Origin of the sequence: Arenibacter aquaticus, assembly GCF_003957295.1 — a bacterium.
Lineage (GTDB): Bacteria > Bacteroidota > Bacteroidia > Flavobacteriales > Flavobacteriaceae > Arenibacter > Arenibacter aquaticus.
Map to the genome: position 1 here is coordinate 159,031 of NZ_RQPJ01000003.1, position 16,670 is coordinate 175,700.

Consider the following 16,670-nt stretch of genomic DNA (forward strand, 5'->3'; position numbering starts at 1 on the left):
TGGCAAAGGCAGCATTCTTTAAAAAGAATACCAAACAGTGCACAGGGAATTGGACGGGATATATACATTTAAATATCAATTAAAGCAAGAGATGAAGATTGGAATGAACATGTTGCTCTGGACAAACCATGTCACCGAGGAACACTACAGTATTATTGACACCTTAAAAAAAACTGGGTATGATGGAATTGAGTTATTCTTAGGAGAGGGCAATGAAAAGCACTATTCCCAACTAGGCAAGCATTTTTCCAGTATCAATATGGGAGTTACTGCCGTAGGCGCTTTGTCACCTGAACAGAATATAGCCAGTCCTGACAAGAAAATACGAGAAGCCGGACTGGAACAATTAAAATGGACCATAGATATGGCCGCGGCCGCCAATGTTGAAGTCATATGCGGTCCTTTTCATTCCACATTTGCCTATTTTACTCGGCAACCTCCTACCCTACAGGAGAAACAATGGAGTAATGAAATGCTTTATAAAGCGGCAGAATATGCCCAAAAATCAAATATCATCCTGACACCGGAAGCGGTTAACCGGTTTGAATGCTATTTATACAATACTATGGCCGACCTAGGGACTATGGTAGAGGCGGTAAACCACCCAAACCTAGGAGCAATGTTTGATACCCATCATGCAAATATTGAAGAAAAGAGTCAATCTGAAGCCCTAAAAACAATAGCGCCCCATTTAAAGCATGTGCATATTAGTGAAAACGACAGGGGAACTCCGGGTCGTGGACAGGTTAATTGGAAAGACGTGTTTAATGGACTAAAGGAAATTAAGTATGATGGTTGGTTAACTATTGAAGCCTTTAGCACTATAATCCCTGAATTTGCCAATGCTATTAATGTTTGGAGGGATTACTCCCCTTCTGAGCAGATTTATACAGAAGGCATAAAATTGATTAAGGAAGGAATGGGAATTAAATAATGTAAACAGTTTCAAAACACCCAATTAATATATCTAAATATCTTATGATGAAAAATTTATTACCTATTCTTGTTTGCCTAGTGATGCTTGCCTGTAAAGAGCAAAAAACCGACAAGTCTAATGAAACGATGGCCGTAGAAACTACGGATACACCACAACAATGGTTAACTTTTGAAGGCTCGGACAAGAATGCGAAACACGTTGTTCTTATCTCCGGTGACGAGGAATATAGGTCTGAGGAATCTATGCCACAATTGGCAAAAATACTTTCCAAACACCATGGTTTTAATTGTACCGTGCTTTTTGCCCAGGATCCGGCCAAACCGGGAATTGTTGATGCCAACTATGTTAAAAACATTCCAGGCTTGGAGGCATTGGGTAACGCAGACCTTATGATAATTGCCACAAGGTTCAGAGCTCTTCCTGACAACCAAATGAAGCATATAGATGATTATCTAAAGGCAGGAAAACCCGTCATTGGCCTTAGAACGGCAACACATGCCTTTAATTTTAAAAAAGACGATGTTTCCAATTACAAGCACTACGGAAACTCATATAGGGGAGATAAAACAGAATGGACCGGTGGTTTTGGAAGACTTATACTTGGTGAGCACTGGGTTAGTCATCACGGACACCACAAGCATCAGAGTACCAAAGGAATAGTAGTTGAAGAAGGCAAGGAAAGCGGAATCGTCAACGGTATATCGGACGGCGACGTTTGGGCCTCTGCCGATGTCTATGAGGTACGCTTGCCCTTACCCGGGGATGCACAACCTATAATCCTAGGGAAGGTAATGAATAGAAAAGGAGAGTTTGATGAAAACGATATATTCTACGGAATGCGACCTACGGATGATGAGGTAGCAAAAACAAACAACGGCAAGGACGTAGGTCCTCCTTTTATGCCCGTAGCATGGACCAAATCATATCAAATTCCTGGAGGTAAAAAAGGAAAAGCCTTTACCTCTACAGCTTTTTCGGCGGTCGACTTTACTATAGAAGGAACTAGGCGACTAGTGGTAAATGCCGTTTACTGGGCATTGAATATGACAGTGCCAGAGAAAACCAAAGTAGATTTAGTGGGCACATACAACCCCACTACCTATGAATTTAGAAAAGATGAATACTGGGATCAGAAACAATTAAAAGTATCCGATTTCAAATAAAAAAACCCAACCAGCCAACCAAACTGAAAAGCCAGTAGATCTCTTTCTACTGGCTTTTTTAATTCTAACAATTCTCCCTGAACCAATGCTTTTTTTAGACACACACAATAATTCAATTTTAAATTCTACCTGTAAATACTAATTGCAGGGTTACTCCTATTGGTCACCCAACCACTCATTAATTATTTAATTAATTTCACTTACCGCAAAAATTTATGGTGTACTCCAATTCTAAGTATCACAATTCTGAAAGCATTTAGGTAGTGCTATTGGATAGATTAAACCCTTTCTTTGTAATTAAAACTATAGGTTATTGGTATGGCGGACATTTTATACCTAAGGAAACCGTACAACAAACTTAAAATCAATATCACAAAAAATTTCCTTAAATCATATAAACACTACCCCTCTAATTATTAGGCTTCAATACCTATCCTAAAGTATACAGTGAAATTGAAAGCTGGCTTGAAATGGCAAAAGTTAAATGATGTAGCCAATTAGTTGCCACTGTAAGCTGCGACGATAGCCAATCCCCCGGTTTTATCACGGAAATAGAGCACAATAATTAAGTTGATCAGGAAAATAGTTTAAAAGATATGGACAAGGAAAAATAGTTGCTATCCCCTATGCGGTAGACTAAATATCCTTATTTCCCAGAGGACGATGTGACTACCATTTTCATAAAACAAAAAAGCCTTGGGCCTACTCCTTCACTTTTCCTTTATGACCATACTTTTTATCCGATTTCCAAAATAGATCGTTACACAATATTTAAAACAATTATTCATACAAATACCAACAATAAACCTGATTTCCTGAAAAAATTAATAGTAATACTATTCTATTTAAAATTATTACTATTGTTAAACGGATGTTAAACTATTATAATCTGAAAGTATTACTATTAATTTTGCAATTCTAAAACTTCAAGCATGGAACGTCTATTTAGGTCAGTCACAATTAAAATAAATGAAAAGATCTATGTTAAGGATCCAGTGTCTTCAGATTTGGGGAAGCGAATTATTAACCAAAGTATTATAATGATTAACGATCTTGGATTTGAACGCTTTACCTTCAAAAAATTGGGACAGGCAATTGGTTCTAACGAAAGTTCAATATATCGCTACTTTGAGAACAAGCACAAGTTGTTATTGTACCTTACGTCATGGTATTGGGCTTGGTTAGAGTATCAGTTGGTTTTTGCAACCAACAGTATTGCTAATTCTTCTGAAAAATTAAAAAAAGCGATAGAAATTGTTACCCGTCCCACTGTGGAGGATACAGCATTCTCCCACATAAATGAAGTCTTGTTAAGTAATATAGTAATTAACGAATATTCAAAATCATATCTGACCAAAGAAATAGATAAAGAAAACAAGGAAGGCTATTTTGAAATCTACAAAAGAATGATAGAGCGTTATAAAGAAATGATAAGTGTTGTAGATTCTGAATATAAATATCCCTCTAGTTTGGCTAGTACTATACTAGAAGGTTCATTGCAACAGTATTTTCTTAAGGATCATTTTCCCTCACTAACAGACTGTCATGAAAAAGGCGATACTACCAAATACCTTACCGATTTAGTTTTTAACACCTTAAAGGCAAAGCAAAATGGCTAAAAATGTACTTACGGCTTGGCAGCGGCTAATGGGCCTGTTAAAACTAGATAAAAGGGATGTGATGCAGGCCTTTTATTATGCCATTTTTGCCGGTCTTGTTAATCTTTCATTACCCTTGGGTATACAGGCCATTATTAATCTCATCCAAAGTGCCGAAATCAGTACCTCATGGATAATTTTGGTATTTCTGGTAACAGGAGGAGTAGCTTTTGGCGGCATATTGCAATTAATGCAGATCCGTATCATAGAGAATGTTCAACAGAAGATATTCACTAGAGCGTCGTTTGAATTTACGTATCGTTTTCCTAAAATAAAGTTGAGTGAACTACAGGATTACTATCCTCCTGAACTTGCCAATAGGTTTTTTGACACTCTAAATGTACAAAAGGGATTGGCAAAGATTTTATTGGATTTTCCCGCAGCAGTACTACAGATTGTATTTGGGCTGATACTACTATCTTTTTATCATCCATTTTTTATCGTGTACGGAATTTTATTGATACTACTTATTTATGTTGTTTTCAAATTTACTGCCCAAAAAGGGATGGATACCAGTCTTGAAGAATCAAAACGAAAATATAAGGTAGCTCACTGGATACAGGAAGTTGCGCGCTCTTTGGTAAGCTTTAAACTTTCTGGTAGGACCAGCTTGGCTCTGGACAAGAATGATGGATTGGTGCTGGACTATCTGAAGGCTCGTGAGAGCCATTTTCGCATTCTGGTAATACAGTTCTTACAGATGATCGGGTTTAAGGTACTGGTAACAGCTGGTTTATTGTTAATAGGTGGACTTTTGGTTCTTAATCAGGAAATGAACATTGGGCAGTTCGTAGCTGCCGAGATCATCATTCTCTTGGTCATTAGTTCTGTTGAGAAGTTGACCCGAAGTTTGGAAACTTTCTATGATCTTTTTACTTCCTTGGAAAAATTGGGGCAGGTGGTAGATAAGGATTTGGAAGAGCAGCAAGGAGAAAGACCACTTAACGAGGAAGAGGAATTTATAGTGGAGTTGGATAGAGTCTCCTTTGGAGCCTCAAAAATTGGGAAAAATATACTGGACGACATATCACTAAAAATAGGTCCAAAAACACGTTTATTGGTTCTAGGGGCCAACGGTTCGGGCAAGTCCACCTTGTTGCGACTAATTGCTGGCCTGATACAACCTGATGACGGTAATATTTATATCAACAATGTATCCCTCAAGGGTATAACCCCCAATCATTACCGTTCCTTTTTGGGGCAGTCCCTAACGGAAGAAACACCTTTTGAGGGGACCATTTTGGATAATATCACTTTTGGAGATAAGAGCATTAGCGAAAAAGATGTGCAATGGGCCATAGAAAAAACGGGATTGCTTCAATATGTAAGAGAACAGCCGAAGGGAATCAATACCATGGTATATCCCGAGGGTCAAAAAATGCCATTTACCGTATCTAAAAAAATTGTTTTGGCCCGAAGCATAGTACGGAAACCAAAACTACTATTGTTAAAAGATCCCCTAATTCAATTTGATGCAGTTGAAGCTATTAGAATAATAAACTTCTTGACCGACGAAGAAAATCCTTGGTCGTTAATAGTCGTAAGTCAGGATCCCAAATGGTTAAGCAGATTCAAAAACATAATAACCTTGGAAAACGGTAAGATCGTTTCTAAAATTTGAGAACTTATGTTGAATATTTCTAACAATCCACTAAATAAAACGGTACACCTAAGGGGGTATAAATCAACTGAAAGGGTTTTTCACAAAAGACATTATAAACACTTTAATCGGTTTTTACTAGGGGCCACTGTATTTGGAATTATCGTTCTTTTTCTGCCGTGGACTCAAAATGTTAGAGGAAATGGTTTTCTCACTACCTTGAAGCCAGGTCAAAGACCACAGACCATACAATCCCCAATTCCGGGAAGAATAGAAAAGTGGTATGTACAGGAGGGTGATTATGTTGAAAAAGGGGATACAATTCTGTTTATTTCCGAAATCAAGAACGAATATTTTGATCCGAAGCTAGTTGAGAGAACCGGTCAACAGATTAAGGCAAAAACTATGACCGTAGAATCATATGAAGGCAAGGTAAATGCCCTTAAAAACCAAATATCCGCCTTGGACAATGAACAGAAACTGAAATTGAAACAGGCAAGGAACAAATTGATGCAATCCCAGCTAAAAGTGCAGAGCGACAGCATAGACCTGGAAGCAGCAAAAACCAATATCAGCATTGCCGAAAGACAATATTTTCGTACAGAGCAATTACAGAAGGAAGGTTTAAAGGCATTATCTGATTTAGAGGAAAAGCGCTTAAAGCTACAAGAAACACAGGCGAAATTAATCTCCCAGAAAAACAAATTATTGGTTGCCAAGAATAATGTCTTAAATGCAGAAATGGAGATTAATCGTATCCAGGCCGAATATACGGATAAGATCTCCAAGGCGCAGAGCGATATGTTTACCGCTCAATCAAGTCTATACGATTCAGAGGCACAAGTAACCAAACTTGAAAATAGTTACAGCAATTACGAGATACGCAATGCCATGTATTACATACGTGCCCCACAAAGCGGATATATAAATAAGGCCATGCAGGGAGGTATCGGGGAAACCTTTAAGGAGGGAGACCGTCTTGTAGGGATTATGCCCGCGGAGTTTGACATGGCCGTAGAAACTTTTTTGGAACCATTGGATTTGCCTTTAATACATATTGGGGAGAAGGTAAGAATCCAATTTGATGGTTGGCCTGCGATCGTATTCAGCGGTTGGCCCAATATATCTTATGGTACCTACGGCGGTAAGGTAGTAGCTGTTGAAACCTTTATAAGTGAAAATGGAAAATATAGGGTGTTACTGGCACCAGACCCGGATGATGAACCATGGCCAAGCCAAATTAGGGTAGGCTCGGGTGCTAATACTATTGCCCTTTTGGATGATGTGCCCATATGGTTTGAACTATGGCGACAGGTCAATGGTTTCCCTCCAAATTATTACCAACCCTCTAACTCATCCGCAAAAAGCGAAAAATGATGGAAAAGTTTATGTACAGCCTATTCATATTACTTTTCTTGGGAGCAAATGCCCAGGAAAAGGGTAATGATATTCTGAGTTTTAAAGAATATCTGGGCTATGTAAAAAAATACCATCCTATTGCCAAACAGGCTGAATTACAAATCGATATGGGGCAGGCAAACCTAATGCGTTCAAGAGGTGGTTTCGACCCTAAAATAGAAGTAGATTATGATCGAAAAGAATTCAAAGGAACTGAGTATTATGATAAACTTAATGCTACCTTTAAGATACCAACATGGTACGGCTTGGAATTAAAGGGAAACTTTGAACAGAATGCTGGGAGTAATTTAAATCCATCAGAAATTGTCCCGGATGATGGTCTGTATAGTGCCGGGCTATCCATGTCTGTTGGCCAAGGATTTTGGATCAATGAACGCATGGCTACCTTAAAACGGGCCAAGTTGTTAAGGGAACAGACAAAGGCCGACAGGGACCTGCTGGTAAACCAAGTACTTTTCGAGGCTTCGCTGGCCTATTTCCAATGGCTGCAGGCTTATCAGGACAGTCAAATTTTAAATAATTTCTTTTCAAGCGCACAGTTGCGTTTTGAGGGTGTCCTAAAAACCGCACTGGCAGGAGACATTGCGCCAATAGATACTGTAGAGGCAAAAATTACGGTTCAGAATCGCGCCTTGCACCTGGAACAGGCCAAAATACGTTTCGTAAAAAGCTCTTTGGAATTGTCCAATTTTCTTTGGATGGGAGACAACCTACCGATAGAGTTAAGGCCGAATATAATACCGGATGTAAATTTAGGGGAAGAAATAGATGCCACTTTGGAAATTCACGGAAAACCATTGAGCAGTATTAATTTGGAAAATCATCCCAAATTAATATCCTTGGATTACAAAATTGACCAGCTAAATGTTGAAAAGCGACTTAAAGCGAACAAGTTATTACCCAAAATAGACCTGGAGTATAACTTATTGACTACAAAACCTGATAACCTGCATGCGTTTATTCCCCAAGATTATAAGGGAGGTCTGTCTATAAATTTACCGTTATTTTTAAGGAAGGAAAGAGGAGATTTGAAATTGGCAAAAATTAAGTTGGAGGATGCCAAGTTTGAAGTGGACAATGCCCAAATTCAGATTAAGAACAAGATTACTGCCATTTTTAGGGAATTGGAATCTTATGCAAAGCAAAACCTGCTTATAAATGATATTGTGGACAATTATAACATTCTACTTACCGCGGAGGAGCGAAAATTTAGTTTTGGGGAAAGCTCTTTATTCTTAGTGAATTCAAGAGAAAGCAAGCTCATAGATGCCAAGCTTAAAAAAAACGCATTACAGAAAAAGTATTATACCGCCAAGGCGAAATTATTCAATAGTCTGGCCGTTAATCCGAAAAAGCTGTAAGGAGATTTGATTTTGGATAAAAAGTATTTTCACAACTAATCAACTAACAGCGTTTTACATTTTAAATTTTTCGAATGGCGCAGTCCAAAAGATAGCCATGTAATTTTTTTTATTTTAGAAACGACAAATATTTACACCAGCTATTTCTATATAGGAGATTGTTCGCCTAGCATTTCAGCATAGGTCTCATCTTGAAATACGATCACAAAAGGTCATTAATTTTCAAACCCGTAAGTTTATCTACGTTTTCAGTTATCTTTTCAATAGGCCAGTCCCACCATTGCAATTGCAATAATTTAGTAATTTCCGCTTCCGAAAAACGTTTGCGGATCAATTTGGCAGGATTGCCCCCTACTACGCTATAGGGCTCTACATCTTTTACAACTGTGGCATTACTGGCTATTATAGCTCCATCACCAATCTGCACCTCGGGCATAATGGTGGCCTTGTACCCAATCCATACATCATTACCCACAACCGTATTACCTTTCATAGGATAGTTCCTGTTGTCCATGGCATGTTTCCAATCCTTTCCAAATATAGCAAAGGGATATGCCGAAATAGCATTGCTAAGGTGATTGGCCCCATTCATTATAAAACAAACATCGGATGCAATCATACAAAACTTACCTATTATAAGTTTGTCGCCCACAAAATCATAATGATATTTCACATTTTTCTCAAAATTGGCTACGTCCTCAAAATCATCGTAATAGGTATAATCGCCCACATGGATATTAGGGTTTTTTACGATATTCTTTAAAAAACAGAGTCGATTGTAATTTTCCAAGGGAAATGGATTGCTTTTATCAGGTGCTCCCATAAGTTATAATATATTAGTATTGTCCGTAGCTATCGCCATTCATTAAAATGGTGCCTCCTTTCCAAGGCTGGTCGGTTTTCAGCCAGGATACCCAAGCACCCTTTTCTTCCATTAACCCTATTAAGCCACTATAATGGACTAAAAAATAAATAGCCTGCCCCACCTTCAAATGTATTAAAAATACCTCCAAGGAAGAATTGATAGTTACCTTCCTATTACCGGTATCATTTAGATTAGCATAAAGACTAATTACGTTGTGAAGCTAAAAATAAACAAGGCATATTTTCCTACAGCTGTTTAGCTTTCTTTATACTATCCGCTTCTTTCTGGAAAAAAACAGACAATCTATGGCTACCATACCTTGGCGCAATGGCATCTTCCGCCATTAAGCTGAGAAAAAATTCTATTGGTCCGTAAGTTTTGGAGGAGGTAAAAGTTCTTAAAGTCCATAGGGTCATTTTTCGTATCCAATGAGGCAAGTGAATGATATTGATTGGTTTTCCCGAGGCCAATAAGGCCATCTCCGCAACTTCATTATGTGTTAAAATATCTGGTCCCCCAACAGAAATTACCTTCTTCCTGCTACTTATAGCATCAACACAGACCTGTGCCAAATCTGCACCGTGAATAGGATTGAATTTCTTTTTGCCGTTCCCAAATAAGAACACCCTTCCTCCCTTGGCCATCTGTAGAAAGTCGCGCATGTCTGAAAAGAAACCATTGGGGCGGATTATAACATAGTCCAAGCCGGACGATTTGAGCTTATCCACAAACGCCTCTTTGGCCTCTACCATTTTCAAATTTCTGTGTAATGGACCATTGATTACAGATACATAAATCATCTTCTTTACACCGGCCCTTTTGGCTTTTTCCAAGATATTCATATTAGCCCTATAATCTACATCCATATAGGTGAGTCCATCCTTCTGGCGGGTGATGCCTATGGTAGAAATCACTGTATGCACTCCCTTAAAAAGCCCTTTCAAGGTTTCTGGTTTGGTTACCTCTGCATTTAACACCGTACTGTTTACCGTGTTTAACAAGGCGGCTTTTCTACTATCTCTCATCAGTATCTTTACCCGTATACGCCTAGCTTCAAGCTCCTTGGCGATATACCCCCCTAAATATCCGGTAGCACCTGCCAACAAAACAGCTTCTTTTATTTCATTATTTTTCATCAATTCATTTTTATGTTTTTGGACTATCTGTATTTAATGGGTTCAACCTCCCTATTGATACAAAAGTATTCGCAAAGCGATGACCGGTCGTTCGGGATTATGAATTGGAACATATTGCAAGCATAATCCTTATTGCAACAGAAGCCCTTCTGCCAATCTGATAATCGTAGCCAAGTAATTGTTTCTATTAAATGCTTTTTCTTCAAATTTTGTTAGTTGGTCTATATCCAATAATTGTCCTTTTATAAAAACTGCTTCAGGTTTTTCCAGGCTTCTTAAATCTACCAAAGGATTTTCCCTTGTCAAAACCATATTTGCCAGTTTTCCCACCTCTATGGTCCCTGTTCTAGAAAGTTCCTTATAAACCTTGGAAGGATTTAAAGTTGCTGTTTTAAGAACCTCATAATTGCTTAGACCGGCTTCTTTGTAAAATCCAAGTTCTTCATGAATACCATAGCCAGGAACGGCATAGGATATACCAGAATCCGTACCGGCCATCAATAATACGCCAGCGTCAATCATCCTTTTAACAATTCTTAAATGCTGTTGATGCTGCTTTAAGATACGTTGTCCTATCAAGGAGTCATATAATTTTGTGCTCGTCCATCTGTTGTAATCTTCTTGCGAACCAATTTCCAGAAAAGCGGGGTTTATATAGCCCGTATTATACTCCGTCAACAAAGCGGATTCTTTTTCTATAATTTCCAAAATCTTGTGAAATACCGTCAATGTTGGAGTATGACCTATTTCAGTTTGTACATATTTTTCAATAGTCGTATCCAACAGTAGACTATCATCTTGGAACTTTAAAGCTTGTTGAACAATATCCTCGGTATGTTCTATAGCTCTTATGGGATCGGAAAAATGATACCCATAAGGAACTTCAAAACTAGGATGAGCCGCAAGTGATATATTTTGCGCCAATGCTTCATTTTTAATGGCATCAAAAATATGGGGAGGTAAGCCAGAGTAGGTTTTTATGTAATCATAGCCTTGCTTTTTATATTTGGCAACCAAGCGCCTTGCTTCCTTGGAATTCTTAAGCTGTTTTTTGTCGATACCCTCATCTTGTGGCCCAGTGAGCTTTGGACTGGCCGTAAGGAATAGAGGTGCGTAAATTTCATTTCTGTTCAGTCTTTCCTTCATTCTCAAATGAAATGGCATGCCCCACATATTTCTTAGGGTGGTTACCCCTTTGGAGAGGTAAAGTCCCAATTCATAGTCGTCCCACACGTGGACATGCATATCGGCCAGTCCCGGCGATAAAAATTTACCTCTACCATCTATTTGCTGGGCATTTTTTATAAAAATATCAGGAGCTATTTTGAAAATAGATCCATTCCTCACCAGTATATCGTAATTGATTAAAATGGTGTCGTTAGTCATCGGAACTATATTCACATTTTTTATGACATAGGAATCCACCGTTTTTTGAATTCTTAAATAGGAGGTTTTCTTGCTATCCAAACCAAGGACCACCACAAGGGCAATGGAGATCATTAGTACAAGACCAACCAATAATACACCCGCTATTTTTACCCATTTTTTTATGCTCATAACCCTTTGTTTAAATTTCTTTAGATTTCCTATTTTAAATGTATGGTAAACTGGAACCTAGTCTATGGCTTCCAAGAACTCGCTTATGGCATTGGCCACTTTTATCTTAACCGTAAGATACTTTTGTAGATTACCGTTGAAAGCAGCGTCCATATTGGTCATTAAAACATAACCAGAAGTACCGCTTTGATCTATTTCCATATGTGTGGAAACCCCAAAACTATTGCCTCCGTGTAACACCTTTCCATCTTGGGAATACCAGAATAATCCATGGTTTTCTGCAAAATCCTGAGGTACCGTCCCATCAGCCAACAGTGGGGCAAAGAGCAAATTATAAGAGTCACTGGAAAACAAGGCTGTGGATTCTCCCCTTATACCCTTTACCATATTCAATAGATATTTGCCCATGTCTCCATTGGTAGTGTACATACTCCCCTCTGGATAAGAATCATTGGCATAAATTGGTAACGGGGTGTCTTCATTTATATATCGCATAGCCATTTCATCTGTATTGATTTCCAAAATATCGTAGGTTGATGAATTCATTTGCAGAGGTTGTAAAATATTTTCCTTTACGTAATCATCAAATGATTGTCCCGTTACAGTTTCAATAATGTACCCAGTTAAACCTGTAGCCAAATTGGAATAGCTCCAGCTACTTCCTGGAGGGGTATCGGCGAAATTATTCAGACTGTAAAGATCACCATCTTCCAAAAAATAGGCCGACAGAAATTCTTCCAAGGAATAGCTTTCCCTCTGTTCTATGCCAATTTCGTTCATCAAGAGGTCGGCACCGGCAGTGGCTATATCCTCTTCAGGTAGAATATGGTAATTATAAGCCAAATACACCTCCGGGACATCTAAAAGACCAGAGGTATGGGTGACCAAATGCTTTATTTTAATGGTTCCGTTTGGTTGTTTAGGGTTTACAACATCAATGGGCAGGATATCGTTTATCTCGGTTTCCAAGGTAAAATATCCCTGTTCAATGGCCTTGGCCACAGCTGCTCCTACGAAAGTCTTGCTTACAGAAGCAATAGAATTGATGGTTTCATTGGTATAAGCTAGCTGATTTTGAATATTAGCATAGCCAAAGGACTTCTGGTAAACGATACTATTGCCTTTTACTATACTAATGGCCATGCCGGGCACGGCAGTAGTTTGTACTAATTCGCCCAGATAAGCATCCAAATCATTGGTGTTTTTAATAGAGGAAGGTTCAGAAATTCCAATTCCGTCATCATTAGTGGAGCAGGATGTTAATGCAAGGGCTATACTTAGGATTAATGGTACTAGGGTTCTGGATAAGGTTGACATTATATTGTGATTTTTAGATTTATATATTATTTTCTTCTTTACTTGGCAAAGGTGCGCCACCTGGTCTTGCCAATCGTTCTGGATTATTATTCGGTACTTCTTTGCGATATTGTTGAATGGTTTCCTTTTACACCCTGGACCAATAGGTATAAACAGAGGGAAAATTCTCCTATGTCGGCCGGGGCTGTAACAAATTGGGTTAGGGTACTGCTTTGGCCATGGAAAAGAAAATAGATGATAAAACCTACAAGATAGCCGGTACATCCTATCATTAAAAGAATACCTATAATTATAGGAAATTGCCCCGATCTTATCAGGAGATACCCCAGAGGTAGTAACCAGAGTCCAAAAAACAGTTGGGCAATATGATATCCTATGGTGTGCATTTGCATATAAAAAAGAACAGAACTATGTATCTGATCTACATTAAAGGCATTTTCAAATCCATTTTGATGGAGCAATAGTAATGGCGCATAATGGTTAAGCATATTACTGCACATAATGGCTACGGCTACAATAACACAAAACACCATAAGCCATGACAAGGCCCTGCTTGTTTTTTTAAACAATTGGTACAATACTAGGGGCAGTAGAAAATAAGTTACTAGCATCAACAAATCTGCTACAAAACCCATTTTGAACAGCATTACATTGTCTGTAATGTTTCGTGTAGTTAGGGCGGCATTGTCCACAACTATTAACGAGTTGCGAACATACTTCTCTGCAAATACACCAAAGAGGATAAGCAAAAGATATAGGAAGCCCCCAATACGGGCAATTTGTTTGTTGCTATACATACTGGTTATATTCAATGGATTTTCCATTTACACAATGCATAAAATATGGTTCGTACTAGTCAAGGGAGTTTTCGAATTTCTGGTCATATGCCTCCCAAAAAACCATATCCTTGCGTTTTTTCTTTCCCAATGGATTTGTTTTCCATTTTTTGGACAACAATATGTTCATATTAAAATACCTGTTGTACATATCGGCTCCGTTGCCAATATCCACCATGCCATAGTGATAGCGCAGGTCCAGTAGGAGTCTCGATTTTTTTAACTTAAACTCATAGCCCATACCAAATTGTAGTCCAGCATCCCACCTACTATAAGTACCCCATTGGGAACCAAATTTCATTTTGGTCTTTTCACCGGACAAAGTGCCATTACTCTCAGTTTTAATCCTACCTGCAAGATTATAACTCACAACTGGACCGGCATTTATATATATATTGCATAAATGTAGGCGTGCCATAACAGGGAGATCCAAGGTATTGAAGCGTATTTTGGTTTTTTGTCCGGTAATGGGGTTATTGTTATCCAATCGGCCTCCTTTCATCACAAAATAAAGTTCAGGAACCAATGAGAAGTATTCATTGATTCCGGCCTGAAAGGAAGCTCCGGCCTGAAGTCCCCAGTATCCCTTTTTAAAATCTTTTAGGGCCTTATTATTGTCCCCGTAATTAATACTTGTTGGGGTGTAGTTGATCACTACGTCCATAAAAGTCTCCTGAGCCAATGACTTTCCGGCCAAAACACTCATTGTAATAAAAATTACTAGTTGCTTTTTCATCTTTTAGATTGATTTTAAGATTAATTGTGGGGCAAAGATGAAAATGTAGCAGGTGTCAAGCGCCCGTACTTATGTTTCCGAACTCTTGGTATGAGATATAGAACGTAATAATGGGAAACAAATTAAAAAGGAGAATATTTTTTGGAATATTTGGCAAATAGACCACAATTTAAAATAAAAATGCTAATGTGTTATAGCGTTTTATTGGCCTTTACCCATTGCCTTGGGGTCATTCCTGTTTCCTTTTTAAAAAAAGTATTGAAAACCGTCTTGGAATTAAACCCACTGTCATAGGCCAATCCCAGTAGGGTTATATTCTTATTAGCAGGATCTAGGGCACTTTGTTGAAACTCGTTTACACGAAATTGATTTATAAAGTCATTAAAATTTTTGCCGAAGTGATTGTTCAATAGCCATGAAAGTTTGTTGGGGTGCAGCCCTACACTGGCTGCAAGTTGTTTTAGACTAAGTTCCGGGTCCAGGAAAGGCTTGTCCTTTTCCATAACCGATTCTATTGCTGTGGTAAATTCCTCAACTTGTACTGCATCAAAAAATGCCGTTGTAACTGGCTTTTCATGGGTGTCTTTTGGATTTACATTAGGCATAACCGAATCATGAAAAACAGCGGCTTCAATATCCAGGTAGGCTTTACTTTTGCGCAAGGGATCCAAAAATGGATCGTTCCTAAAATTAAACAACTGCCCTGACCTATTAGCGATCCGCTTCTTTAAGGTTTCCATTGCCTTGAGCCGCCTTCCTTGAAAAACTTCCAAGTATAGATCCCAAGCTCGTAAACTAAGTACCTCGGTCAGTTTCAGCTCTTCCTCTACTTCCATTTCGGATATATTATAAATGGATGTTCCGTGCATTAAATCGTAGATTGCCATACAGCATTTAGGCCTTTCCAATTCTGGAGAATGCTTTATGTGCTCACTTAAGGCATCACTTTGTCCGTCCAACAATAGGGCCGCAGCTTTCATTTCCAGTGCCAAGGGAAAGTGGGGGTCTAGGGACAAGGCCTTATTAAAATGGACAACCGCCTCCCTATACTGTTTTTTAAAATACACCATATTCCCCTTTGTGAAGTGTAGGTTTACCGATAAAGGGTTTATACGCAGGGCTATATTGTTTTGCTCCAAGGCCTCATCTACCCTTCCCATGGCGGAAAAGCTGTCTGCCATGGCATCCAAAACTTCAGAAGAATTGGGGTTTATTTCCAGTGATCTGTGCAAATGCTCAAATGCGTCCTTGTAGTTCCAATAGCCCCAAAAGCTTATGGTTCCCTTTGCATAATGTCCCATGGCGGAGCTGGGGTTTAATTGCAGGCCCCTATCAATATGCCGATTTGCTTCCAACAGTCCTTCATCTTTATTAATATACCCCCAACTGGCAAGCATACCTATACACCATCCCTTCTCAAAATGGGCATCGGCATAAGTTGGATCCAAAGCAATTCCTTGATCAAAAAGATGCACCGCCTCCTTTACATCCTGGGAATTCCATCGCATACGCAATTCCCGTCCCTTGAGATATAATTTGTAGGCCTCTATATTTTTTGTTGGCGCCTCAATAAGATGTTCCTGTAGGTAAAAATGTCCAAAATTCTCCCTTATTTTATCCGCAATAAGCAAACTGATCTCATCTTGGAGTTCAAAAATATCGGCAAGTTCCCGATCAAAATTCTCGGACCATAAATGAAAACCGGTATCGGTACGTATTAACTGAGCAGTTATACGCACCCGATCATTAACAATCCGAGCACTTCCTTCCAATAAGGTTTCAACCCCCAGTTCGTTCCCAATTAAGCGGGCATCCAAATGTTTTCCTTTGTAGTAAAAAGAAGAAGTTCTTGCAGTTACCTTCAGGTCACGAACCTTAGTGAGTGCGTTGATAATCTCCTCTGTAATTCCGTCCGAAAAATATTCGTTCTCTTCTTTCCCTATGTTTAAAAAAGGTAGTACTGCAATAGACTTAGGGTTAAATGAGGTATGCACTCGCTTGAAGGGGTGTTTATGGTCATCAATAAAATAAAAACTAAAGTACAAATTAAAATAAAACCGAAGGCTTTTTGTAAATCAGAACCTT

General features: G+C 38.7%; 13 protein-coding genes. 6 read left to right on the forward strand and 7 right to left on the reverse strand.

The genetic code is table 11. From position 1 onward, the window contains the following. Positions 1–37: 37 nt before the first annotated feature. The 6 genes from EHW67_RS07850 to EHW67_RS07875 all read left to right on the forward strand — a co-directional run bounded on the left by EHW67_RS07850 (position 38) and on the right by EHW67_RS07875 (position 8,138). On the forward strand, positions 38–934 hold the full coding sequence (locus EHW67_RS07850) for a sugar phosphate isomerase/epimerase family protein (RefSeq protein ID WP_238389868.1): 897 nt from the start codon (positions 38–40) through the stop codon (positions 932–934). A gap of 47 nt (positions 935–981) precedes the next feature. Next, a complete protein-coding gene (locus EHW67_RS07855) occupies positions 982–2,100 on the forward strand; it encodes a ThuA domain-containing protein (protein ID WP_238389869.1) in 1,119 nt (372 codons plus the stop codon). A gap of 932 nt (positions 2,101–3,032) precedes the next feature. Continuing rightward, positions 3,033–3,719: a TetR/AcrR family transcriptional regulator gene (locus EHW67_RS07860; protein ID WP_126161829.1), complete on the forward strand. Its 687-nt coding sequence runs from the start codon at positions 3,033–3,035 to the stop codon at positions 3,717–3,719. Then, the gene (locus tag EHW67_RS07865; protein ID WP_126161830.1) at positions 3,712–5,379 is read left to right on the forward strand and encodes a peptidase domain-containing ABC transporter; all 1,668 of its coding nucleotides are present in this window, start codon (positions 3,712–3,714) and stop codon (positions 5,377–5,379) included. Before EHW67_RS07860 ends, EHW67_RS07865 begins: the two co-directional genes overlap by 8 nt. A 6-nt stretch (positions 5,380–5,385) precedes the next feature. Beyond that, entirely contained in the window at positions 5,386–6,735 is a 1,350-nt protein-coding gene (locus tag EHW67_RS07870) for an HlyD family secretion protein (RefSeq protein WP_126161831.1), read from the forward strand. Next, entirely contained in the window at positions 6,732–8,138 is a 1,407-nt protein-coding gene (locus tag EHW67_RS07875; RefSeq protein WP_317126857.1) for a TolC family protein, read from the forward strand. The genes EHW67_RS07870 and EHW67_RS07875 overlap by 4 nt, the downstream gene beginning before the upstream one ends. 202 nt (positions 8,139–8,340) lie before the next feature. Here EHW67_RS07875 and EHW67_RS07880 read toward each other — a convergent pair whose 3' ends face one another. The 7 genes from EHW67_RS07880 to EHW67_RS07910 form a co-directional block, all read right to left on the reverse strand. Continuing rightward, positions 8,341–8,961, reverse strand: coding sequence for a CatB-related O-acetyltransferase (locus EHW67_RS07880; RefSeq protein WP_126161832.1), 621 nt, complete (start codon positions 8,959–8,961; stop codon positions 8,341–8,343). Between the two features lie 287 nt (positions 8,962–9,248). Beyond that, positions 9,249–10,139 carry an SDR family oxidoreductase gene (locus tag EHW67_RS07885; protein ID WP_126161833.1) on the reverse strand — a complete coding sequence of 297 codons (891 nt, stop codon included), beginning with the start codon at positions 10,137–10,139 and terminating at the stop codon, positions 9,249–9,251. A 129-nt stretch (positions 10,140–10,268) separates the two neighbouring features. Continuing rightward, positions 10,269–11,696, reverse strand: coding sequence for an amidohydrolase family protein (locus EHW67_RS07890; RefSeq protein WP_126161834.1), 1,428 nt, complete (start codon positions 11,694–11,696; stop codon positions 10,269–10,271). 57 nt (positions 11,697–11,753) lie between these two features. Further along, positions 11,754–13,013 carry a serine hydrolase domain-containing protein gene (locus tag EHW67_RS07895; protein WP_126161835.1) on the reverse strand — a complete coding sequence of 420 codons (1,260 nt, stop codon included), beginning with the start codon at positions 13,011–13,013 and terminating at the stop codon, positions 11,754–11,756. An 86-nt stretch (positions 13,014–13,099) separates the two neighbouring features. Continuing rightward, positions 13,100–13,837 carry a DUF4386 domain-containing protein gene (locus tag EHW67_RS07900; RefSeq protein ID WP_126161836.1) on the reverse strand — a complete coding sequence of 246 codons (738 nt, stop codon included), beginning with the start codon at positions 13,835–13,837 and terminating at the stop codon, positions 13,100–13,102. A 28-nt stretch (positions 13,838–13,865) separates the two neighbouring features. Beyond that, on the reverse strand, positions 13,866–14,585 hold the full coding sequence (locus tag EHW67_RS07905; protein WP_126161837.1) for a porin family protein: 720 nt from the start codon (positions 14,583–14,585) through the stop codon (positions 13,866–13,868). Between the two features lie 191 nt (positions 14,586–14,776). Beyond that, positions 14,777–16,579: a helix-turn-helix domain-containing protein gene (locus tag EHW67_RS07910; protein WP_126161838.1), complete on the reverse strand. Its 1,803-nt coding sequence runs from the start codon at positions 16,577–16,579 to the stop codon at positions 14,777–14,779. Positions 16,580–16,670: the final 91 nt, after the last annotated feature.